Genomic DNA, 19,411 nt, shown 5'->3' on the forward strand with positions numbered 1-19,411 from the left:
ATGAGGGGCGCTGTCCCGTCAGCGCACGCCCACTCAACCTTCGATCCACACGAATCTCCGCTCTCCTTCTCCCCGTGACAACGGGGAGAAGGTGCCGAAGGCGGATGAGGGGCGCTGTCCCGTCAGCGCACGCCCACTCAATCCGCGCGCACACATCGCACTCGTAGCGCACGCACATAGCCCGCGCATCGCCAGATGTTGCCGCCCTGTATGCACCAACCTGAAGCCAGTGCACACGATGGTCACGCGCGATGGGGAAGATCGACTGCACGCCGCACGCAACGCTGCTTGCGTCGGTCTTTCCCCTCACTTATTTCAGCAAGGACATGACGATGACGCGCGATACCTCAGAACGTGATGCAAACCGTGATCCCCTTTCCGGCGCACCCGGCGCACACCCGGTCGGCGTGGGCGTGGGCGGCGTGGCCGGTGGCATGGCCGCCGGTGCCGTGGCTGGCACCGTGTTCGGACCGATCGGTACGCTGATCGGCGCCGCCGCCGGCACCGTCATCGGCGCGGCCGCGGGCAAGGGCGTCGCCGAGCGCCTGGATCCCACCGGCGAAGTCGAGTACTGGCGCGAGACCTCGCGCACGCGTCCGTACTATTCGGACGAACACGACTTCCAGCGCGATTACGCGGGCGTCTACCACGCCGGCGCGGTGGCCCGCGGCGAGTACCCCGAGCAGTCGTGGGAAGACACCGAGCGCCGCCTGCAGTCCGGCTGGGAAGAGCGTCGCGGCGAATCGCGTCTGGAGTGGGAGCAGGCGCGCCCGGCGCTGCAGGATGCCTGGGAGCGTGCGGACCGCACCTACAATGCCTACGCGCGCAGCGATGAGCAGTTCGCGCAGCGTTTCGACAGCGCGCCGTATCGCCAGGACGGCGACGACTTCGATGACTACCGCTCGGCCTATCGCTACGGCACCTATGCCCGCGCGCAGTACGCCGACCGCGAGTGGGACGACAGCCTGGCCAGCGATCTGGAACGCGGTTGGGACCGCGCGCGCACCGGCTCGCGCCTGACGTGGGAGCGCGCCAAGCACGCCGTCGCCGACGCGTTCACGCTCGACCGCCAGCGGCCGCACTGATTCATCGACCCGCATCGCGCCGCGTCTTCCTTGCGGAGGCGCGGCGCCTGCCTGACCTGTATTTGCACAAGGAGAGTCATCCCATGAAGGCATTACCCACCGACGCCCTGGTTGTCGTGGCCGACGGCGAGGGCGCGCGCCTGTTCCGCAACCGCGGTGAGAACGGCACGGTGTCGCTGCACCAGTACGACCTGCTCGAATTGATGAACCTGGACGATGACGGCCCCGCCGGCAGCATGCCGGGCGAGTCGTCCAGCCGGCAGATCGACGAAGCCACGTTCGCCAAGCAACTCGCGAAAGGGCTGAACTCCGGCGCGCTGCGGCAGCAGTACGCCCACCTGGTGCTCGTCGCCGATCCGGTCACCCTCGGCCGCATGCGGCCGTTGCTGCACAAGGAAACCACGCAGCGCATCGTGGCGGAGATCGGCAAGGACCTGACCAACACGCGGCTGGATGCCATCGAACAGGCGCTCGCCGCGGCATGACCTACCGCGCGGACTACCTGCCCACCGAGCCGACGCGCAGCGCGGTGGAGGCGATGCCGGGCAGGGTGCTGCTGGAGTTCGGTGCGCCCTGGTGCGGACACTGCCAGGGCGCGCAGGCCGCGATCCGCGACGTGATCGCGCGCATGCCGGGCCTGACCCATCTCAAGGTGGAAGACGGCAAGGGTCGTCCGCTCGGGCGCGCATTCGGTGTGCGCCTGTGGCCCACGCTCGTGCTGCTGGAACAGGGTCAGGAGCGCGCACGCGCCGTGCGGCCGGTCACGGCGAACGCCCTGCATGATGCACTCGCGGTCGCATCACCGCCCGATCACTGACGAAAGAGCAGCCAGGGATCAGCGCGGCACCGTATCGCGCGCGTCCGGGTAATCGCGTCCGGGATCGCGGGGTGCCTTTTCCTCGTGCGGGATGTCGGGCTGATCGTGGTCTTTCCACGTCGCGTCATCGTTGCGCTGCTTGTCGGGCGTGTTCGCCTTCTCGCCATCGCTGTGCGGGTTGGAACGCGTGCCGGGCGTCATGGGATCACTCGCGCGGTGGAGGGACGTCGATTCCATGCCATCGGCGGTGATGGCAGGGTGAGGTAGTGATGTTCGGTCAGATCGCATGGGAGGCGCGGCACAACGCGCAACACGCAACGCGCTCGAGCGTGCGCGCGGACTCCGCGGCTAGTCAGCCCGGCGCCCGAGCGGTGGCGGAAATGCCGAACAAAAAAAGGCGCCTGCGGCCTCGTCTCCGCAGGCGCCCGGCGGGCACCTCAGGCGTTGCGCACCGCCGTCAGCGATAGACGCGCTCACAACGACGTTCGACGATGCGGTCGCCCTTCGTCTCCTGGCTGTTGCCCTGCACTTTGCGGCCGATCGCGCCGCCGGCGACGGCACCGCCGACCGTGGCGACCTTCTTGCCGTTGCCGCTGCCGATCTGGTTGCCGAGCAGGCCGCCGACGACGGCGCCGATGGCCGTACCGGCGACGCGGTTCGGATCGCGGGTGTTCTTCTGCACTTCGACGTTGCGGCATTCGACCTTGCTGCCGTCGCTGAAGCGGCGGCCTTCATCCTGCGGACCATAGGTCTGCGCGGCGGCGGCGGACATCACCGACAGCAGGCCGAGCGAGAGCAGGTAACGGGAGGTGGTCATGGCGGGTCTCCTGTGGGGTTGCAGGGTGAGGCTGCGCGGGGCGTCGCGAACGGCGAGTGAAATCGCGCAGTGCCGTTCATGCACCAGCGAGCCATCCGTGACGCCTGCACGACAAACATGACGCCGCGCTGACGGCCGGTGCCTGCGTTGACGCCGGCACCACGGTCCGGCGCCTAGCGTCGGGGCTTCACCGACCAGGACGCCATGCGATGCATACCCCCGAAGAACTCGAGAAGAAATTGTGGAAAGCGATCAAGTCCGATCGCACGATGATGATCGGCCTGGATGGGGCCGAAGATGGCCACACGCGTCCGATGACGGCGCTGCTGGAGCACGAGGGTCGGGGTCCGTTGTGGATCTTCACCTCCACCGACAACCTGCTGGCGCAGCGCACCGCATCACCGCAGCGCGCCGTGGCCGCGTTTGCGTCGATGGGGCATGACCTGTTCGCCAGCCTGCAGGGCTCGCTGGTGCGCGACGATGACCGCGCGGTAATCGAGCGCTTGTGGAATCCCTTCATCGCCGCGTGGTACGAGGACGGCAAGGATGATCCGAAACTGGCGCTGCTGCGTTTCGATGCCGAGCATGCGGAAATCTGGCTCAACGAGCACAGCCTGCTTGCGGGCGTGAAGCTGCTGTTCGGCGTCGATCCCAAGGAGGATTACCAGGACAAGGTCGCCGACGTCGATCTGCGCGGCTGATACGACACCGCGCATAGGCCGGACGTCATGTGTCCCCGAACGGCACATGACTCCGGCCGTTTCCGCGTGGCCGGATGCAGGTAGGGCGTGCGTGACGTAGGGAGACCGATACGCTGGAACAGGGGCCAGGCGACGGTAATCACCCGAGGATACCTGCCCCATGTTGTCGTATTCGCAGCATCATCTGCACACCCTGCTGGACCGCCTGGACGCCAGCGACGCCCGCACCACCGGCCAGTTGGAAGCCCTCACCGTGTGGGTTGCCGCGCTGGTGCAGACCCATCCCGACGGCGACCGCCTGCGCGCGTCCGCCCAGGCCTTGTCCGCACGCAATCCTTTCCGCGCGTTGTGCCAGTGCCAGGAGGAGGTAGCGGCCTACGACGCGACGTTCTGCCAGCTGCAGTCGCTGGCGCTGCCGGTCGATGTCGTGCCGCGCGTGCGTACCCCGTTGCCGCCGAACGTATGAGGCGCGTGTCGCCTGACCTGGGCCGTCGGCGCTTGATGCGCGCCAGACGCCAGTGCGAAGGGAGTGCGCCCGCGCTCGTGCCGATGTGCACCGTGGGCGTGATGGCGGCGGTGGTGGCCACGATGCCTGACGTACCGCTCTCGCCCCTCATCCGGCCTTCGGCCACCTTCTCCCCGCCTCGCGGGGAGAAGGGGACGGCGTGGGCGAGTGGGGAATCCGTTCGGGAAGAGGGTACCGCGCCAGCGATCCTTCGACGGGGACGCACTTGCAGCCAAGCTGGGCGAAGCTAGGGCTTCGCACAACGGTACCCTTGTGGTCGCCGTGGCTGTTTCACCTGGATCCGGCAGGCCGCTGCTGCGGCATCGACCACGTGTGCAGTGTCGCGCCGTGGTCGCAAAGACCGCGTCAATACGCGCGTGTACTACACCGGAAACTGGGCGACGCGTCACATGAGCAAGTGAACATTCGCTGTCCAGCGTGCGCGATCACAGCCGGCACACGCAACGCAGCCGGATAGCGCCAGGCGTCGCGTCGTGCTGGCGCGCAGCGTCCTCGCGCAATGTCGCCACGATGGCGTCGGCCGATGCCACCCCGCCGTCTACCTGCGCCGCCACCTGGCCCCAGGCGATGCAGTGTCCGCCTTCGTACACCTCATAGTCGGCGAAATAGCGGCGAACGGATGCGCGAGCGTCTGCGTCAGGTGCCGACGTGCACATCGCACTCGCATTCCGTGCAGCCCAGTTGCTCGAGCGCGATTTCCAGCGCCAAGGCGTAACTGCGCGCACCGTAGCCATCGACGACCGCGAGGCGGCGGCCGGTGGCGGCGGGCAGGGCGCCTTCATCGAGCGTGTCGTGGACCTCCACGTACGGATGGGCCAGACCCTGCACCGCGCGCTGCAACAGCGGATAGTCGGTGAGCGCGCCGGGGTCGAGCAGCGTGGCGCGTACGCCCCACTCGTTGGCCAGACGCAAGGCGGTGAGGACCTCGGTGGTGGAGCTGCAACTGCGGACGGCGAGCGTCTGCCCAGCGCAGCCGGCGCGCTGCACCAGCGCGCCGAGCACCGACGGTGGCAACGGCGGCGGGGCTGACGTGAGGGCGTCGTGGCGTTCGGGACCGCGGATGACGAGGATGGACATGAGGGGCTCCGGCTCAGGCATGGAGGGTCTCCGCAGGGGCGGGATGCAGGCGACGCAGTGCGATGTCCAGCGCCATCGCGTAGGCACGCGGGAGATCGTTGCGCAGGATCACGGTCACCAGCGGTGCATGCTGGGGCTGTACGCGAGGTTCCAGCACGCGCGAGGCGTCGTCGTGCACTTCGATATAGGGTGCAGGCAGGCCGTCGAGTGCGTCGCGCACGGCACGGCTCTGGGCTGCGTCGTGCATCGCCAGGTCGCCGACGTCGAGCAGCAGCAGGTCGGTTCGCTCGCGGCGCGCGCGTCGCAGGCCGCTAACCAACTGGCGGACACTGGCGAAGGCGCGACAGCGCAATGACTGGCCGACGGCGTTCGCACGTTCACACAGCGGGCGGCCGAGGACGGGAACGTCGGGGAGTGCGGCATGCGGGCCGCGCAGGATCAGGATGGACATGGAGCGGTTCGTGACGCACGGCGTGTGCGGTGTGGTCACGATAGGCCCGTGGTGCGTAACGTCGCCATGCGTTCCGGAGACAGGCGCGTAAAGAACGCGTAGCGTTTCAGGGCTGCGCGATCAGCATCACGCCCGTCAGGCCGAGCAGCAGCGTGCGGGCAGCGTCCGTCGAGCGCGCGCGGCAACGAAGGCCGCGACAGAGGCCAGCGGCGACGACCTGCGTTGCCACGAGCATCGCCAGCAGATGCACGGCCACGGCCGTCAGCATCAACGCAACCGACCCGGTGGCGCTGATGGCGCGCGCAGGCCCGTCCGTCATGCACAGTGGCATCAGCGCCGGCACCAGCATCAGGCCGCTGCCGTGCGCGGTGCCCATGAGGCAGGACCAGGCGGCGAGTCCCGCGTGCGATCGAGGGGCGGCATGGCGAGCGGCAGCGCGCGGGCGCACGACGTGTCTCCATGCCGCGAAGACCAGCAGGCCGCTCCCCGCCAAGGCGAGCAGGTGCTGCTGCGGCAGCCTGATGCCCTGCATCACCACCACCACGACCAGCCCCACCGACAGTGCGTGCCCGATGGCGATGGGCAGCAGGGCGCGCCGCACGTCGTGCGCATCGCCGGAATCGGCGGCGATGGCCGCGACGAACAGCCAGCCATTCGCCGGACTCAGGCCATGCACCACGCCCAGACCGGCGATGCTGAGCCAGGGCCACCAGGCATCGGGCAACGGCATGGCGCGTCGACTCAGGGTTTCGCGGCACAGCATCCGCCGGACGCGGTGGCGGTCGTGGTGTCGTAGCGGTCGTGGTGGCGCACCCAGGCCATCGGGTAGGCATCGCCCTCTTCACCGCGGCCGAACGGCGCCAGGTCGAGCAGGGCGTAGGTGTGCATCATCGCTTCCACACCGCGCCCGTAGCGCGAGTAGGCATGGAAGACGTGGCCTTCGTCGTCGCGCACGAACACGCTGATGCCGGGGGCTTCCTCGTGCGGGAAGGGCTGCCGCTTGTAGTTGTAGTCCACGGCGCCGCGCGACATGTCCTCCTGGCTGAAGTTCACGCCGAAGTCGTGGTTGAACGAGGTGCGATGCGAGGATACCCACGGGAATGTCCACCCCATGCGCCGGCGGAAGGCGTCGATATCGGCCAGCGGTGCGCGCGAGACCGCGACCAGGGTGAGGTCGCGCTGGGCGAGGTGCGTGAGCGCACCGGCGTGGTGGTCGGCCATGAAGGAGCAGCTCTTGCAACCCTGTTCCCAGCCCGGCGCGAACATGAAGTGCTGCACCATCAGCTGGCGGCGCCCCTCGAACAGCTCGGCCAGCGTGCGCGTGCCTTGCGGTGTGTCGAACACATAGGGCGTCTCCACACGGACCCAGGGCAGTGCGCGGCGTTCTCGCGCGACCTCGTCTTGCAGGCGCGTGAGTTCCTTCTCGCGCGCGAGCAGGGCGAGGCGGGCGATGCGCCATGCATCGCGGGTGGCGACGGGGTGTGCAGGGTGTGCGGGCATGTCCATGGAAGACTCCATCGAGGTGGGAAGGGACGCGCGGGCATGCGCTGCCCGCGCCGATGCCGCGGGGCATCGGGGGATGAAGGACAAAAGGGCGCGGGGGCGGGTGCGGCGCGCGATCAGGTGGTGCGCGCGGGCCGCTTCACGGCGCGCACCAGGCCGCTGCGACCGCCGCCGCAATAGAACAGGTCGCCGCCGTCGGATTCCAGTCCGCTGACATGGACGCCGGCCGGCAGTTCCAGACGTTCGAGCACGCGTCCATCAGCGGGATCGACGCGGCGCAGGTCGCTGTCGTCGCCTTCCCAGGTGCCATGCCACAGCTCGCCGTCGACCCAGCTGATGCCGGTGACGAAACGGTCGGATTCGAGCGTGCGCAGCACTTCGCCGGTGGCCGGGTCGATCTGCACGATGCGGCGTTCGCGGTACTGGCCCACCCACAGGCTGCCGTCGGCCCAGGCCATGCCGGAGTCGCCGCCCTGGCCCGGGGCAGGAATCGAGGCCAGCACCGCACCGGTGGCGGGATCGATCTTGTCGATGCGCGCTTCGGCGAGTTGGTACAGGTGGGTGCCGTCGAACGCGGTGCCGGCATCGGCCGCACGCGGCAGGCTGCGTGCGACCCCGCCGCCGGCCGGATCGATGGCGATCAGCCGCTCGCCGGTGGCGGCCCAGACATGGTGGCCGTCGTAGGTGACGCCCGCCACGCCCTCGCTCGTTTCGAAGGGACCGTATTCGCGGGCGATTTCAGCAGGACTGACGTGGACTGCGTGGCGCGGTGTGTCGTTCATGGCGGGCTCCTGGGTGGGCGACGGGGCCAATCTACGCAGACGACGGCGAGGCGGGGAGTAACAAGATCGTCGTGAATCCGGCCAGCGGCTGCGCCACCCAGCGCCGTGCGCGCGCACGACCGATCGCGCGCACCTGGCCCGCGGCTTCCATGTCGGCGAGCGCGCGCTGCACCGAACGCTGGCTGTCGCCGGTGGCCAGGGCCAGCGCCGAGGTGGACCAGGCCGTGCCGTCGGCCAGCAGCCCGTGCAGCGCCCCCTGTTCGCCATCGACAGGAGGCGCCAGCACCACGACGTTGCGCGCGCCATGCGGCGACACCTGGAAGCCCTGCGCGGTGGCGGCGAGGTCGGCGAACGGCGCGAGCAGGCGACGCAGGCGTCCGATCTCCACCCGCAGGCGCGCGCGGTGCGTTTCGTCGGGATGACGCGTGCGGAACACGCGCGCGATCAGGATGTTGCGGTCGACATCGCCCGGCCACGCGGCGGCAAGCACATGCAACAGCGCGAACAGTACCGGCCGCCGCGCGAGCGATGCCGCGCCGTGGGCATCGCGTACCGTGTGGCGCAGGGCATCGACCACCAGCGTGCCGGAGGCAAGCAGGGCTTCGACCTCGTCCAGTGTCACGGGCTGTTCGTGGCCGGCGTGCAGGATGCGCGCGGCGGGGCGCTGCAGGCTCGCCCGGAGCTGTGCGATCTCGGCGGCCAGTGCGGGAATGCCCGCATGCCCTGCGGCCGCTTCTGCGCGCTGCAGCGCCAGCCGCGCCTCGCGCGTGCGCAGCGAGCGCAGGGCGATCTCGGCGGCGGCGAGCGCAGCCAGGGCATGGTGCGCAGCGGGTGCGCCCTCGAGATCGAGCGCGTCCAGCGTGGTGCGTGCCGCGTCCAGCCGGCCCAGCAGCAGGTGCCGGCGCAGTGCGATCAGTCGTGCATGCAGGGCGTTGGCGCGGTCCCCGCGCGCGGCGAGCGCCTGCGCGGCGTTTTCCAGCCGCTGTGGCGCGGCGGCGAAATCGCGCAGGGCCAGCGCCACCTCCGCTTCGGCCACCATGCAGCGGGCGCGGGCCAGCGGCTCGCGCGGACCGAAGCCGCGCGTGGCGCGCCGCAGCAGGTCGCGCGCACGTGCATAGTCGCCCAGCTGCGCCATGGCGACGCCGCGCAAGGCCAGTGCCGCCGGATCGTCGCGCCAGCCCACGTGCTTGAGCGCGCCCAGCACATCGCCGGCGGTCAGGGCGCGGCCGGCGGCGGCGATCAGCGAGTCCATGCCCGCAGCCTACCGCGTGGTGCGGTCGCCGTCGCGGGCCGGGTTACTCCGCTTCCAGTTCCTTGTGCATGCGCGCACGGTCGCGACGGTACTGGCGTGCCAGCTGCGTCTTCTTCGTTGCCGTCAGGATCTTGCCGGAGACCTGGAAGAACTTCTTCTCCTCTTCGCGCAGGTGGTGATGCACCTTCTCCGACAGCTCGCGCGCTTTCTTCAACCAAGCCGCGTGGCGCGGGTCCAGGGACTGGAGGTCCTCGACCAGTTCGTCGATCTCGTGGTGTTCGTGCAGCGCGTGCCGCGAGGAATTCAGGCCGCGGTCGTCCATGAGGATCGGAACGTAGAGGAATCGCTCTTCCGCCGCCGCGTGCGCCGCCAGTTCGATGCGCAGCGCGGTGAACAGGTCCAGCCGCTCGCGCGTGCCCGGCTTGGAGCGCAACAGGCGGCGGCACAGCGAGCGCTGGGTTTCATGGCTTTCGTGCAGGGCGTCGTAGATCGTTTCTGGCATGGGTGATGACCTGGCGGAGGGCTGGGGAAGATCAGGGCAGGGTACGCACCTTGGGTTCGCGCGCGAACTGGCGGGTGCGAGCGGCCTTGATGAAGGCGGCCGTGTCCGACGCCTTCACCACGCCGGCGTCCTTGCCGATGCCGGCAACCTGGATGACGGCCGACGCGCCGTCGTCGTGCGCGATCGCCTTCAGGTGGCCGAACGCATCACGGACCCAATCGACCGCGGCGGCCTCGGTCGCCATGGCCTTGCCTGCGGCGTCCGACAGCACCACGGCCACGGCATCGAACACCATCGACGGCGTGCCTGCGAGTTGCCCGTCGGCCGGCAGTCGCTTGCCGTTGCCGAGTGTCGCACCGCCGATCTTCGGCGCGACGATCTTGACCTGCGCGCCGTCGGCTTCCGCCGCCTTGCGCAGTGCGGCGATCGCCGCCGCATCCGAGCCATCGTCCACCAGGATCCCCACGCAGCGGCCCTGCAGGGTCGGCTTCATCTTGCCGATGATCTGCAGCGCGGGCGACGGCGGCATGTCCTGTGGCTTCACGGGGGTCGGCGGTGCGGGCGGCAGCGCGTCCAGGCCCAGGCCGTCGGCGACGCGCTTGGCCAGGTCCGCATCGACATGGCGCAGGTGCCCGACGATGGCCTCGCGCACGTGCGGGGTTTCCACTTTCGAAAGTTCGAACACCAGCGCGCCTGCCATGTGCGCCTGCTCCGGCGCGGTCTGGCTGCGGAAGAACAGCCGCGCCTGACTGTAGTGGTCGGCGAAGCTCTCCGGCCGCACGCGTCCCTTGCGGCCGTCGGCGACGCTGGCATGGCTGCGGAACCCGGTCGGCGTTTCGCGCGGTGTATCCGGCTGCAGGCTGCTGGGTTCGTAGTTCACCCGTCCCTTCGGCATCTGCATCTGCATGTGGCCGTCGCGCTGCAGGTTGGCGAAGGGACACTTCGGCGCATTCACCGGGATCTGGTGGAAGTTGGGTCCGCCCAAGCGCGAGAGTTGCGTGTCGAGGTACGAGAACAGACGGCCCTGCAGCAGCGGATCGTTGCTGAAGTCGATGCCGGGCACGATGTTGGCCGGACAGTAGGCGACCTGCTCGGTCTCGGCAAAGAAGTTGTCGGGCCAGCGGTCCAGCACCATCCGGCCGATCACGGTCAGCGGCACCAGCTCTTCGGGAATCAGCTTGGTGGGATCGAGATGATCGAACGGGAAGGCATCCGCCTGTTCTTCGGTGAACAGCTGCACGGCCAGCTCCCACTCCGGGAAGTCGCCCTTCTGGATGGCCTCGAACAGGTCGCGGCGGTGGAAGTCGTTGTCGGCGGCCTGCAGCTTCACCGCCTCGTCCCAGACGGTCGACTGGATGCCCAGCTTGGGCCGCCAGTGGAACTTGACGAAGGTGCTGTTGCCCTTGGCATCCAGCAGACGGAAGCTGTGCACGCCGAAGCCTTCGATCATCCGCAGCGAACGCGGAATCGTGCGGTCGCTCATCGCCCACATGATCATGTGGAAGGCTTCCGGTGTCAGCGAGATGAAATCCCAGAACGTGTCGTGCGCGCTGCCGGCCTGCGGGTAGCCGCGGTCGGGTTCCATCTTCACCGAATGCACCAGGTCCGGGAACTTCATCGCGTCCTGGATGAAGAACACCGGGATGTTGTTGCCCACCAGGTCCCAGTTGCCCTCCTGCGTGTAGAACTTCACCGCGAACCCGCGCACGTCGCGCGGCGTGTCGACCGAGCCCGCGCCGCCGGCCACCGTGGAGAAGCGGCAGAAGACGGGAGTGCGCACGCCGGTTTCGGTGAGCACGCGCGCGGTGGTGACCTTCTTCAGCGACTTAGTCAGTTCGAAGTAGCCGTGCGCGCCGGTGCCACGCGCATGCACGATGCGCTCGGGGATGCGCTCGTGGTCGAAGTGGGTGATCTTCTCGCGCAGGATGAAGTCTTCCAGCAGCGTGGGGCCGCGGTCGTGCGCGCGCAGCGAGTTCTGGTTGTCGCTGACCGGGATGCCCTGGTTGGTGGTCAGCGGCGGATGCTTGCCGCCCGCGCTGAAGTGGAGTTCGCCGCCTTCGCCGCGCGCCGCGTTGTCGGCCGAGGGGCGGGGGGAAGATTTTGCGGGGGATTTGCGCGCAGCCATCGGGGGTCTCCTGGACGACGTGGGGGCCACTCGGGGTGGCCCGTCGCATCATCGTCGTGGCCGCGTGCAGACCGCGTTAGGAGCGGTTGACGACGTGCACACGCACGGTCGCGGACACTGGCTGTCCGCATCCGGTGGCATCACTGCCGCCCTGTCCACGGGAGTTGACGCAATGGAAACCAACGAACTGCATCGCGGCCGCCTGATCGACCACATCCAGCTGGTCGTACGCGACCTGGAGGCCAGCAAGACCTTCTACCGCGCCGTGTTCGACGTGCTCGGCGTTCCGATGGGCGGCGAGGACGCGAGCTACTTCTGGGCCGATGAGCTGTTCGTCTCCACCGCCGGCAGCGAAGCGGCGGACGGCAAGCTCACGGGGCGCCACCACATCGCGTTCCAGGCGCAGGATCGCGCGATGGTCGATCGCTTCCACGAGGTCGCGCTGGCGCATGGCGGCACGGACAATGGCGCGCCTGGCCTGCGCGACTACCATCCCGGCTACTACGGCGCGTTCGTGCTCGACCCGGATGGCAACAACATCGAAGCGGTGTACCACGGCGAAGCGAAGCGCAGTGCGGCGTCGGTGAAGGTGGAGTTCTGAGACATCCTTCTCCCCGCGTGGCGGGGAGAAGGTGCCCGGAGGGCGGATGAGGGGCAAGCGCCGAACGCGGAAACACCATGAGGATGTTTCGTTCGCGCGGGTTCCATTCGCCCCTCACCCGCCTTCGGCACCCTCTCCCCGCTGGAGCAGGGAGAGGGGAAGGACGCTCGCGCTGCTTACAGAAACATCCCGCCCGACGCCTCGATGGTGAAGGGGGAGTTCTAGGGCTTGCTGATGCCTTCTCCCCGCTGACGCAGGGAGAGGGGAACGGCGCTTGCACACGCGGGGTTACAGAAACATCCCACCCGACGCCTCGATGCGCTGCGCGTTGACCCAGCGGTTGGCCGGCGACAGCAGCGAGGCGACCACGCCACCGATGTCGTCGGGTACGCCGACACGGCCGAGTGCCGTCTGCGAGGCGATGAAGGCGTTGAGCTGCGCGTTGTCGCGCACGGCGCCGCCGCCGAAGTCGGTTTCGATGGCGCCCGGCGCGACGATGTTCACCGCGATACCGCGCGCTCCGAGTTCCTTGGCCTGGTAGCGCGTCAGCACTTCCATCGCACCCTTCATCGCCGCATACGCCGCGTAGCCGGGCAGGGCGAAGCGCGCCAGGCCGGACGAGATGTTGATGATGCGCCCGCCATCGGCGAGCAGCGGCAGCAGCGCCTGGGTCAGGAAGAACGGTCCCTTGAAGTGCACGTCGACCAGCGCATCGAACTGCGCGCGCGTGGTCTCGGCGAAGCCCGCGTGCACGCCCATGCCGGCGTTGTTGACCAGGTGGTCGATACGTTCGCGGCCCCAGGGGGTGAGGCGGGCGCGCACGGCATCGGCGAAGGCGTCGAAGGTGTCGCTCTGGCCGACGTCCAGCGGCAGCGCCGCGGCACGTTGGCCGAGGGCTTCGATCTCGGCGACGACGGCCTCGGCTTCCGCCTGCTGGCTGCGGTAGGTGATCAGCACGTCGTGGCCCTGGCGGGCGACGGCCAGCGCCATGTTGCGGCCCAGGCCGCGGCTGCCGCCGGTGATGAGGGTGAGGGGGGAGGTGGTGGGGGTCATGGCAGGTCTCCAGTGGGGAAGGCGGTGGATTCACCGTGGAGGCACTGTATTGGGCGGGATTGGGCGGATAAATCGGCTTAGACTGATTGGACCGTTCGCCAAGAGCGAACAATCGCCGGAGCCGCCATGAACCGCCTCGATGCCATGCAGGCCTTCGTCCGGGTCGCCGAGATGGCCAGCTTCACCCGTGCCGCCGACAGCCTGGGCCTGCCCAAGGCCAGCGTCTCCACCGCCGTGCAGCAGCTGGAAGCCTGGCTGGGCACGCAGCTGCTGCACCGGACCACGCGGCGCGTGCAGCTCACCCAGGACGGGCAGGCCTTCTACGAGCGCTGCCAGGACCTGCTGGCCGACATGGACGAGGTGCAGCACCTGTTCGCGCGTTCGCCGCAGGCACTGCGTGGCCGGTTGCGCGTGGACATGCCGGCGCGCTTCGCACGGCACTTCGTGCTGCCGCACCTGCCGGCGTTCCTGCACGAGCATCCGCAGCTCGCGCTGGAACTGAGCTGTACCGATCGTCGCGTCGATGTCGTGCGCGAAGGCTTCGACTGCGTGCTGCGCGTGGGCACGCTGGCCGATACCAGCCTGGTCGCGCGGCCGCTGGGCCGGTTGCGCGTGGTGACCTGCGCCAGCCCGGCGTACCTGCAACGCCATGGCGTGCCGCAGTCGCCGGACGATCTGCACACGCATCGGCTGATCCACTACGCCAGCCAGTTCGGTGGCAAGCCCGATGGATGGGAATACTGGGACGGCACGCGCTACGCCAGCGTGCCGATGGAAGGCGCGCTGACGGTCAACAGTTCCGATGCGTACGAAGCGGCGTGCATCGCCGGCCTGGGCCTGATCCAGGCGCCGGTTGCGGGCCTGCGCACGCTGGTGGAACAGGGGCTGCTGGTGGAGGTGCTGCCGCAATACGCCGCGGAGCCGATGCCGGTGACGCTGCTGTATGCGCATCGCCGCCACCTGCCGCAGCGCGTGCAGGCCTTCATGGCGTGGCTGACGGAGACGGTGCGGCCGCACCTGCAGACGGACTGATGCGTGTCCGCTGTTCTTGTGGGACCGACGTCGCTCCCACAGCAAATATCCATGGCCGGAAAAAAGAAGGCCCCGCAGTGCGGGGCCTTCTGCCGTGGACGCGCCGGGCGACTCAGGCTTCGACGTCTTCCTTGTACGCATCCACCGGGATGCAGGCGCACATGACGTTCTTGTCGCCGTAGACGTTGTCCACGCGCGCGACCGGCGGCCAGTACTTCTGCTGCTTGAGCGTGGCCAGCGGGAACGCGGCCAGTTCGCGCGGATAGGCGTGGGTCCATTCGCTGGCCATCACCATCGTGGCGGTGTGCGGCGCGTTCTTGAGCGGGTTGTCCTCGCGGTCCAGGCGGCCGTCCTCGATCGCGCGGATCTCCTCGCGGATCTCGATCATCGCGTCGATGAAGCGGTCCAGCTCGTGCTGCGATTCGCTTTCGGTCGGCTCGACCATCAGCGTGCCGGCGACCGGGAAGCTCAGCGTGGGCGCGTGGAAGCCGAAGTCGATCAGGCGCTTGGCGACGTCCTCGGCGCTGATGCCGGTGGCGTCCTTGAGCGGGCGCAGGTCGAGGATGCACTCGTGCGCGACCAGACCGTTGCGGCCCGTGTAGAGCGTCTCGTAGTGCGCTTCCAGCCGCTTGGCGACGTAGTTGGCGTTGAGCAGCGCCACCTGCGTGGCCTTGCGCAGCCCGGCCGCGCCCATCAGCGTGATGTACATCCAGCTGATCGGCAGGATGCTGGCGCTGCCGAAGCTGGCCGCGCTGACCATGCCGACGTCGCCTTCGCCGCCGAGCTTCTTCGGCAGGTACGGCGCGAGGTGCGCCTTCACCGCGCAGGGACCCACGCCGGGGCCGCCGCCGCCGTGCGGAATGCAGAACGTCTTGTGCAGGTTGAGGTGCGACACGTCCGAGCCCCACTTGCCGGGCTTGGCCACGCCGACGAGGGCATTCATGTTGGCGCCGTCGGTGTATACCTGGCCGCCGTGCTGGTGGACGATGTCGCAGATGGCGACCACGTCTTCCTCGAACACGCCGTGCGTGGACGGGTAGGTGATCATGATCGCGGCCAGGCGGTCGCTGTACTTCTCGGCGGCGCGGCGGATGTCCTCCACGTCGACGTTGCCGTTGGCATCGCACTTGGTGACCACCACGGTCATGCCGCACATCTGCGCGCTGGCCGGGTTGGTGCCGTGCGCGGATTCGGGGATCAGGCAGATGTCGCGATGCGCTTCGCCGCGCGCGCGGTGGTAGGCGCGGATGGCAAGCAGGCCGGCGTACTCGCCCTGCGCACCGGAATTCGGCTGCAGGCTGACGGCGTCGTAACCCGTGCATTCGACCAGCATGGCTTCCAGCTCGTCGATCAGCTGGGTGTAGCCGGCGGCCTGTTCGGCCGGTGCCAGCGGATGGATATTGCCGAACTCCGGCCACGTCACCGGGATCATCTCGGCGGTGGCGTTGAGCTTCATGGTGCAGCTGCCCAGCGGGATCATGGTGCGGTCCAGCGCCAGGTCCTTGTCCGACAGCGCGCGCATGTAGCGCAGCAGTTCGTGTTCGCTGTGGTGGGTGTTGAACACCGGGTGGGTCAGGAAGTCGCTGGTGCGGCGCAGGGCGGCGGGGATCAGCGACGGTGCGCTGGCATCCAGCGCATCGACCGACGGCAGCGTGGCGCCTTCAGCGGCGAACACGCCCCACAGCGCGTCGATGTCGGCGCGGGTGGTGGTTTCGTCCAGCGAGATGCACAGCGAACCGTTGCCGCGCACGCGCAGATTCAGGCGCGCGGCCTTGGCACGCGCCAGGATCGCGTCGCGGGCATCGCCCGGTTCGATGCACAGCGTGTCGAACGCGCTGGCATGCACGGCGGGATAGCCCAGCGTGCGCAGGCCCTCGGCGAGGATGGCGGTGAGGCGGGCGACGCGGCCGGCGATGCGCGCCAGGCCTTCCGGGCCATGGTAGACGGCGTACATGCTGGCCATCACGGCCAGCAGCACCTGCGCGGTGCAGATGTTGGACGTGGCCTTCTCGCGGCGGATGTGCTGCTCGCGCGTCTGCAGGGTGAGGCGATAAGCCGGCTTGCCTTCGGCATCGACCGACACGCCGATCAGGCGGCCCGGCATGCTGCGCTTGTAGGCGTCGCGGCAGGCCATGAACGCGGCGTGCGGGCCACCGAAGCCGAACGGCACGCCGAAGCGCTGCGAGTTGCCGATCACGATGTCGGCGCCCATCTCGCCCGGCGGCTTGAGCAGGGTCAATGCCAGCAGGTCTGTGGCGACGACGAACAGCGCGTTGTGCGCATGGATGGCGTGGGCGTCCTTCGACCACTCCTCGACCCAGCCGCTGGAGGCGGGGTACTGCACGAGCACGCCGAAGTAGTCGCCGGCGGCGAGCTTCTCGTGGAAGGCGTCGGTGGAGCGCACCACGTCGACGGTGATGCCCAGTGGTTCGGCGCGCGTGGCCAGCACTTCCAGCGTCTGCGGATGGGTGTCGCCTGCGACCAGGAAGGTGTTCGACTTCGACTTGGCCGAGCGCTTGGCCAGCGTCATCGCCTCGGCGGCGGCGGTCGCCTCGTCCAGCAGCGAGGCGCTGGCGATTTCCATGCCGGTCAGGTCGGTGACCATGGTCTGGAAATTGATCAGCGCTTCCATGCGGCCCTGCGAGATCTCCGCCTGGTAAGGCGTGTAGGCGGTGTACCAGGCCGGGTTCTCGAGGATGTTGCGCAGGATGACCTTCGGCGTATGGGTACCGTAGTAGCCCTGGCCGATGAAGCTGCGGAAGACCTGGTTGCGGTCGGCGACGGCGCGGATCTTGGCCAGCGCTTCCTCCTCGTTGATCGGCGCCGGCAGCGCCAGCGGCTGCGCCGATTTGATGCTGCCCGGCACGATGGCGTCGGTCATTGCGTCCAGCGAATCGTGGCCGACCACGCGAAGCATGTGCGCGATCTCGGCGTCGTTGGGGCCGATGTGGCGTTCGAGGAACGCGCCGTGGTGTTCCAGCTCGCGCAGGGAGGGGGTGTTCGACATGGCAGGCATCCGGAAGGGCGAATAGGGCCAGCGTGCGGAAGCCGCACGTGGGGTGCCCCTCTGTCCTTTTGCCTGAGAGTTTGGAAGCGCGCCGACGAGGAGGTCGCGTGCTTCGTGCCCCTTCGGCGCCGGCGCTGCCGCATGGGCGGCCGGTCTCTCCAGAGTGTCTGTCGCAGTGGTGGTATCGGGCCTGAGCGATTACGGGCGTTTGCGCCTTCGGCAGCACGTCGCGGGCGACGGGCTTCTCCCACCTGGTCTTGCCGGCGGATTATAGCCCGTCGGGGCGGGCCACCGGCGGTTTGGGCTTACCATGTGCAGCCCGGCGCGGCCTGTTCATGCAGCCGTGCCGTGACTGTCCGGAGTTCCCCCGCAATGAGTGCCCCCCACGCCATCTCCAACCGCCGCCTGGCCCTGCTGCTGGGCGGGCTGGCGATGTTCGGCCCGTTTTCCATCGACACCATCTTCCCCGCATTCCCGGCGATGGGCGCGCACCTGGGCGCGGACAAGGTGGCGATGCAGCAGACCATCAGTGTCTACCTGCTGACCTATGCGCTGATGAGCCTGGTGCACGGCCCGCTGTCGGACACGTTCGGTCGCCGGCGCGTGATCCTGGGCGGGCTGTGCGTGTTCCTGCTGGCGTCGGTGGGCTGCGCGCTGGCCACCGACATGGGCACGCTGCTGCTGTTCCGGGCCGTGCAGGGCCTGTCGGCCGGCGTCGGCTTCATCGTCGGCCGTGCGGTCATCCGCGATGCGCGCGATGGCGACGATGCGCAACGCCTGATGAGCCAGGTGTCGATGATCTTCGGCATCGCACCGGCGATCGCGCCGATCGTGGGGGGCTGGATCCTCGGCTGGAGCGCCTGGCCGATGATCTTCTGGTTTCTGGCCGGCTTCTCCCTGCTGCTGATCGTGGCCGTGGTGGGGTGGCTGCCGGAGACGCATCCGCCGCAGGCCCGCCTCAAGGTGTCCCCGCGCATCCTGCTGCGCGACTACGTGGGCATCGCGCGCAATCCGCGCTTCCTGCGGCTGGCCGCGGCGGGTTCGCTGAGCTTCGGGGGGCTGTTCCTGTACATCGCCTCGGCGCCTGCGTTCGTGATGGACCTGCTGCACCTGGACGAACAGCAGTTCGCGTGGCTGTTCCTGCCTACCATCGGCGGCATGGTGCTGGGTGCGTTCCTGTCGGGTCGTGCCGCCGGGCGCATCGAAGGCACGCGACTGGTGAAGATCGGCTATGCCTGCATGGCCCTGGCGATGGTGGCGAACGTGGGCTACAACGCCTGGGCGGGCGCGGACATCCGCGTGCCGTGGGCGGTACTGCCGATGATGCTGGCGGCGCTGGGCGTGGCGCTCGTATTCCCGATCCTGACGCTGGCGATCCTCGACATGTATCCGCGCCAGCGCGGTGCGGCCTCTTCGCTGCAAGCCTTCAGCAACCTGATCGTCAATGCGGTCATCGCCGGCGTGCTGTCACCGCTGTTGAGCCATCATGGCCTGCACCTGGCGCTCGGGATGGCCGGCTTCGTGCTGCTGGGCTGGCTGATGTGGCAATGGGAAGCCCATGCCCACCGCCGCCGACTCGCGTGTCCGCGCAACCCGGCTGCGCTGGAACCCACCGATCAACTCTGACGTCCTGCGAGAACTTCCATGTCCATCCAGTCCAAGGCCCGCCGCGAGGCGAAGAAGCGCAAGGCGACCAAGGCGCACAACCAGGCACGCGCGAATGCACCGGCCATCGAGCCGCATGCGGAACTGCGCAATCCCGAGGGCGAGCTGCTGGCCGGCGTGGTGCGCCAGGCCGGCGTATGGGTGCTGGGGCTCGACGGCCGCATCGCCGGCAGTTCCGACAGCGCGGCCGAAGTGCTGGCCATGATCAAGCAGGCCGCCGCGCTGCACGAGGCGCAGGGCAATGCGGTGCGGCTGGTGTACTCGGACGAACTGCGCGACACCGCCGTGATCGAGGCGGCCGCGCAGGGGCTGACGCTGGAGCAGTTCGAAGCACAGCTCGCCGAGCAGATGAAGGCCGGCAAGCCGGACGCGGCGCCGGACGTGAATTGAGTCGCCTGTGTCCCCTGTAGGAGCG

General features: G+C 68.9%; 22 protein-coding genes and 1 riboswitch. Of the genes, 9 read left to right on the forward strand and 13 right to left on the reverse strand.

Annotated elements, in window-relative coordinates:
* Window positions 1-326: 326 nt before the first annotated feature.
* The 3 genes from Q0907_RS03175 (at window position 327) to Q0907_RS03185 (ending at window position 1,902) form a co-directional block, all read left to right on the forward strand.
* A complete protein-coding gene (locus Q0907_RS03175) occupies window positions 327-1,085 on the forward strand; it encodes a hypothetical protein (RefSeq protein ID WP_299342607.1) in 759 nt (252 codons plus the stop codon).
* Between the two features lie 83 nt (window positions 1,086-1,168).
* Window positions 1,169-1,570, forward strand: a complete 402-nt coding sequence (locus Q0907_RS03180) for a host attachment family protein (RefSeq protein WP_299341415.1) — start codon at window positions 1,169-1,171, stop codon at window positions 1,568-1,570.
* A complete protein-coding gene (locus Q0907_RS03185) occupies window positions 1,567-1,902 on the forward strand; it encodes a thioredoxin family protein (protein ID WP_299341416.1) in 336 nt (111 codons plus the stop codon). The genes Q0907_RS03180 and Q0907_RS03185 overlap by 4 nt, the downstream gene beginning before the upstream one ends.
* An 18-nt stretch (window positions 1,903-1,920) precedes the next feature.
* Here the strand turns inward: Q0907_RS03185 and Q0907_RS03190 are convergent, their stop codons facing one another.
* Complete coding sequence (locus Q0907_RS03190; RefSeq protein WP_299341418.1) at window positions 1,921-2,103, reverse strand: hypothetical protein; 183 nt, start codon at window positions 2,101-2,103, stop codon at window positions 1,921-1,923.
* Window positions 2,104-2,359: 256 nt separating this feature from the next.
* On the reverse strand, window positions 2,360-2,719 hold the full coding sequence (locus Q0907_RS03195; RefSeq protein ID WP_299341419.1) for a glycine zipper 2TM domain-containing protein: 360 nt from the start codon (window positions 2,717-2,719) through the stop codon (window positions 2,360-2,362).
* A gap of 209 nt (window positions 2,720-2,928) precedes the next feature.
* Here Q0907_RS03195 and Q0907_RS03200 point away from each other — a divergent pair, with 209 nt between their 5' ends.
* Together Q0907_RS03200 and Q0907_RS03205 are read left to right on the forward strand one after the other, a co-directional pair.
* Window positions 2,929-3,420, forward strand: a complete 492-nt coding sequence (locus tag Q0907_RS03200; protein ID WP_299341421.1) for a pyridoxamine 5'-phosphate oxidase family protein — start codon at window positions 2,929-2,931, stop codon at window positions 3,418-3,420.
* Between the two features lie 160 nt (window positions 3,421-3,580).
* Window positions 3,581-3,886: a hypothetical protein gene (locus Q0907_RS03205; RefSeq protein WP_299341422.1), complete on the forward strand. Its 306-nt coding sequence runs from the start codon at window positions 3,581-3,583 to the stop codon at window positions 3,884-3,886.
* Between the two features lie 485 nt (window positions 3,887-4,371).
* Here Q0907_RS03205 and Q0907_RS03210 read toward each other — a convergent pair whose 3' ends face one another.
* The 9 genes from Q0907_RS03210 to Q0907_RS03250 form a co-directional block, all read right to left on the reverse strand.
* On the reverse strand, window positions 4,372-4,602 hold the full coding sequence (locus Q0907_RS03210; protein ID WP_296280856.1) for a hypothetical protein: 231 nt from the start codon (window positions 4,600-4,602) through the stop codon (window positions 4,372-4,374).
* Complete coding sequence (locus tag Q0907_RS03215) at window positions 4,583-5,023, reverse strand: 3-dehydroquinate dehydratase (protein ID WP_299341423.1); 441 nt, start codon at window positions 5,021-5,023, stop codon at window positions 4,583-4,585. Before Q0907_RS03215 ends, Q0907_RS03210 begins: the two co-directional genes overlap by 20 nt.
* Before the next feature lie 13 nt (window positions 5,024-5,036).
* A complete protein-coding gene (locus Q0907_RS03220; RefSeq protein WP_299341425.1) occupies window positions 5,037-5,474 on the reverse strand; it encodes a hypothetical protein in 438 nt (145 codons plus the stop codon).
* A gap of 106 nt (window positions 5,475-5,580) precedes the next feature.
* The gene (locus tag Q0907_RS03225) at window positions 5,581-6,204 is read right to left on the reverse strand and encodes a hypothetical protein (protein WP_299341427.1); all 624 of its coding nucleotides are present in this window, start codon (window positions 6,202-6,204) and stop codon (window positions 5,581-5,583) included.
* 11 nt (window positions 6,205-6,215) lie between these two features.
* Window positions 6,216-6,980, reverse strand: a complete 765-nt coding sequence (locus tag Q0907_RS03230) for a DUF899 domain-containing protein (protein ID WP_299341429.1) — start codon at window positions 6,978-6,980, stop codon at window positions 6,216-6,218.
* Between the two features lie 113 nt (window positions 6,981-7,093).
* The gene (locus Q0907_RS03235) at window positions 7,094-7,759 is read right to left on the reverse strand and encodes a glutamine cyclotransferase (protein WP_299341430.1); all 666 of its coding nucleotides are present in this window, start codon (window positions 7,757-7,759) and stop codon (window positions 7,094-7,096) included.
* 31 nt (window positions 7,760-7,790) lie between these two features.
* A complete protein-coding gene (locus Q0907_RS03240) occupies window positions 7,791-9,011 on the reverse strand; it encodes a helix-turn-helix domain-containing protein (RefSeq protein ID WP_299341433.1) in 1,221 nt (406 codons plus the stop codon).
* A 43-nt stretch (window positions 9,012-9,054) separates the two neighbouring features.
* Window positions 9,055-9,513: a hemerythrin domain-containing protein gene (locus tag Q0907_RS03245; RefSeq protein WP_299341436.1), complete on the reverse strand. Its 459-nt coding sequence runs from the start codon at window positions 9,511-9,513 to the stop codon at window positions 9,055-9,057.
* Window positions 9,514-9,544: 31 nt separating this feature from the next.
* Window positions 9,545-11,638, reverse strand: coding sequence for a catalase (locus Q0907_RS03250; protein ID WP_299341438.1), 2,094 nt, complete (start codon window positions 11,636-11,638; stop codon window positions 9,545-9,547).
* Between the two features lie 172 nt (window positions 11,639-11,810).
* Here Q0907_RS03250 and Q0907_RS03255 point away from each other — a divergent pair, with 172 nt between their 5' ends.
* A complete protein-coding gene (locus Q0907_RS03255) occupies window positions 11,811-12,239 on the forward strand; it encodes a VOC family protein (protein WP_299341441.1) in 429 nt (142 codons plus the stop codon).
* A gap of 288 nt (window positions 12,240-12,527) precedes the next feature.
* Here Q0907_RS03255 and Q0907_RS03260 read toward each other — a convergent pair whose 3' ends face one another.
* Window positions 12,528-13,292, reverse strand: a complete 765-nt coding sequence (locus Q0907_RS03260) for an SDR family oxidoreductase (RefSeq protein WP_299341443.1) — start codon at window positions 13,290-13,292, stop codon at window positions 12,528-12,530.
* Window positions 13,293-13,418: 126 nt separating this feature from the next.
* On the opposite strand from Q0907_RS03260, the gene Q0907_RS03265 reads away from it, so the two are divergent.
* A complete protein-coding gene (locus tag Q0907_RS03265; RefSeq protein ID WP_299341445.1) occupies window positions 13,419-14,324 on the forward strand; it encodes a LysR family transcriptional regulator in 906 nt (301 codons plus the stop codon).
* Between the two features lie 112 nt (window positions 14,325-14,436).
* Here the strand turns inward: Q0907_RS03265 and gcvP are convergent, their stop codons facing one another.
* Window positions 14,437-17,340, reverse strand: a complete 2,904-nt coding sequence (gene gcvP, locus Q0907_RS03270) for an aminomethyl-transferring glycine dehydrogenase (protein ID WP_299341448.1) — start codon at window positions 17,338-17,340, stop codon at window positions 14,437-14,439.
* A 41-nt stretch (window positions 17,341-17,381) separates the two neighbouring features.
* Window positions 17,382-17,503, reverse strand: a riboswitch (glycine riboswitch).
* A 200-nt stretch (window positions 17,504-17,703) separates the two neighbouring features.
* On the opposite strand from gcvP, the gene Q0907_RS03275 reads away from it, so the two are divergent.
* A complete protein-coding gene (locus tag Q0907_RS03275) occupies window positions 17,704-18,957 on the forward strand; it encodes a multidrug effflux MFS transporter (protein ID WP_299341451.1) in 1,254 nt (417 codons plus the stop codon).
* An 18-nt stretch (window positions 18,958-18,975) separates the two neighbouring features.
* A complete protein-coding gene (locus Q0907_RS03280; RefSeq protein WP_299341454.1) occupies window positions 18,976-19,386 on the forward strand; it encodes a hypothetical protein in 411 nt (136 codons plus the stop codon).
* Window positions 19,387-19,411 lie beyond the last annotated feature (25 nt).

The sequence above is a fragment of the uncultured Pseudoxanthomonas sp. genome (assembly GCF_947498795.1).
In the GTDB taxonomy this organism is placed as follows: domain Bacteria; phylum Pseudomonadota; class Gammaproteobacteria; order Xanthomonadales; family Xanthomonadaceae; genus Pseudoxanthomonas_A.

Bases quoted from the DNA above. Each gene is read 5' to 3' on its own strand.
- Q0907_RS03175 (WP_299342607.1), top strand. From the start codon at position 327: ATGACGATGACGCGCGATACCTCAGAACGTGATGCAAACCGTGATCCC.
- Q0907_RS03180 (WP_299341415.1), top strand. From the start codon at position 1,169: ATGAAGGCATTACCCACCGACGCCCTGGTTGTCGTGGCCGACGGCGAG.
- Q0907_RS03185 (WP_299341416.1), top strand. From the start codon at position 1,567: ATGACCTACCGCGCGGACTACCTGCCCACCGAGCCGACGCGCAGCGCG.
- Q0907_RS03190 (WP_299341418.1), bottom strand. From the start codon at position 2,103: ATGACGCCCGGCACGCGTTCCAACCCGCACAGCGATGGCGAGAAGGCG.
- Q0907_RS03195 (WP_299341419.1), bottom strand. From the start codon at position 2,719: ATGACCACCTCCCGTTACCTGCTCTCGCTCGGCCTGCTGTCGGTGATG.
- Q0907_RS03200 (WP_299341421.1), top strand. From the start codon at position 2,929: ATGCATACCCCCGAAGAACTCGAGAAGAAATTGTGGAAAGCGATCAAG.
- Q0907_RS03205 (WP_299341422.1), top strand. From the start codon at position 3,581: ATGTTGTCGTATTCGCAGCATCATCTGCACACCCTGCTGGACCGCCTG.
- Q0907_RS03210 (WP_296280856.1), bottom strand. From the start codon at position 4,602: ATGTGCACGTCGGCACCTGACGCAGACGCTCGCGCATCCGTTCGCCGC.
- Q0907_RS03215 (WP_299341423.1), bottom strand. From the start codon at position 5,023: ATGTCCATCCTCGTCATCCGCGGTCCCGAACGCCACGACGCCCTCACG.
- Q0907_RS03220 (WP_299341425.1), bottom strand. From the start codon at position 5,474: ATGTCCATCCTGATCCTGCGCGGCCCGCATGCCGCACTCCCCGACGTT.
- Q0907_RS03225 (WP_299341427.1), bottom strand. From the start codon at position 6,204: ATGCCGTTGCCCGATGCCTGGTGGCCCTGGCTCAGCATCGCCGGTCTG.
- Q0907_RS03230 (WP_299341429.1), bottom strand. From the start codon at position 6,980: ATGGACATGCCCGCACACCCTGCACACCCCGTCGCCACCCGCGATGCA.
- Q0907_RS03235 (WP_299341430.1), bottom strand. From the start codon at position 7,759: ATGAACGACACACCGCGCCACGCAGTCCACGTCAGTCCTGCTGAAATC.
- Q0907_RS03240 (WP_299341433.1), bottom strand. From the start codon at position 9,011: ATGGACTCGCTGATCGCCGCCGCCGGCCGCGCCCTGACCGCCGGCGAT.
- Q0907_RS03245 (WP_299341436.1), bottom strand. From the start codon at position 9,513: ATGCCAGAAACGATCTACGACGCCCTGCACGAAAGCCATGAAACCCAG.
- Q0907_RS03250 (WP_299341438.1), bottom strand. From the start codon at position 11,638: ATGGCTGCGCGCAAATCCCCCGCAAAATCTTCCCCCCGCCCCTCGGCC.
- Q0907_RS03255 (WP_299341441.1), top strand. From the start codon at position 11,811: ATGGAAACCAACGAACTGCATCGCGGCCGCCTGATCGACCACATCCAG.
- Q0907_RS03260 (WP_299341443.1), bottom strand. From the start codon at position 13,292: ATGACCCCCACCACCTCCCCCCTCACCCTCATCACCGGCGGCAGCCGC.
- Q0907_RS03265 (WP_299341445.1), top strand. From the start codon at position 13,419: ATGAACCGCCTCGATGCCATGCAGGCCTTCGTCCGGGTCGCCGAGATG.
- gcvP (WP_299341448.1), bottom strand. From the start codon at position 17,340: ATGCCTGCCATGTCGAACACCCCCTCCCTGCGCGAGCTGGAACACCAC.
- Q0907_RS03275 (WP_299341451.1), top strand. From the start codon at position 17,704: ATGAGTGCCCCCCACGCCATCTCCAACCGCCGCCTGGCCCTGCTGCTG.
- Q0907_RS03280 (WP_299341454.1), top strand. From the start codon at position 18,976: ATGTCCATCCAGTCCAAGGCCCGCCGCGAGGCGAAGAAGCGCAAGGCG.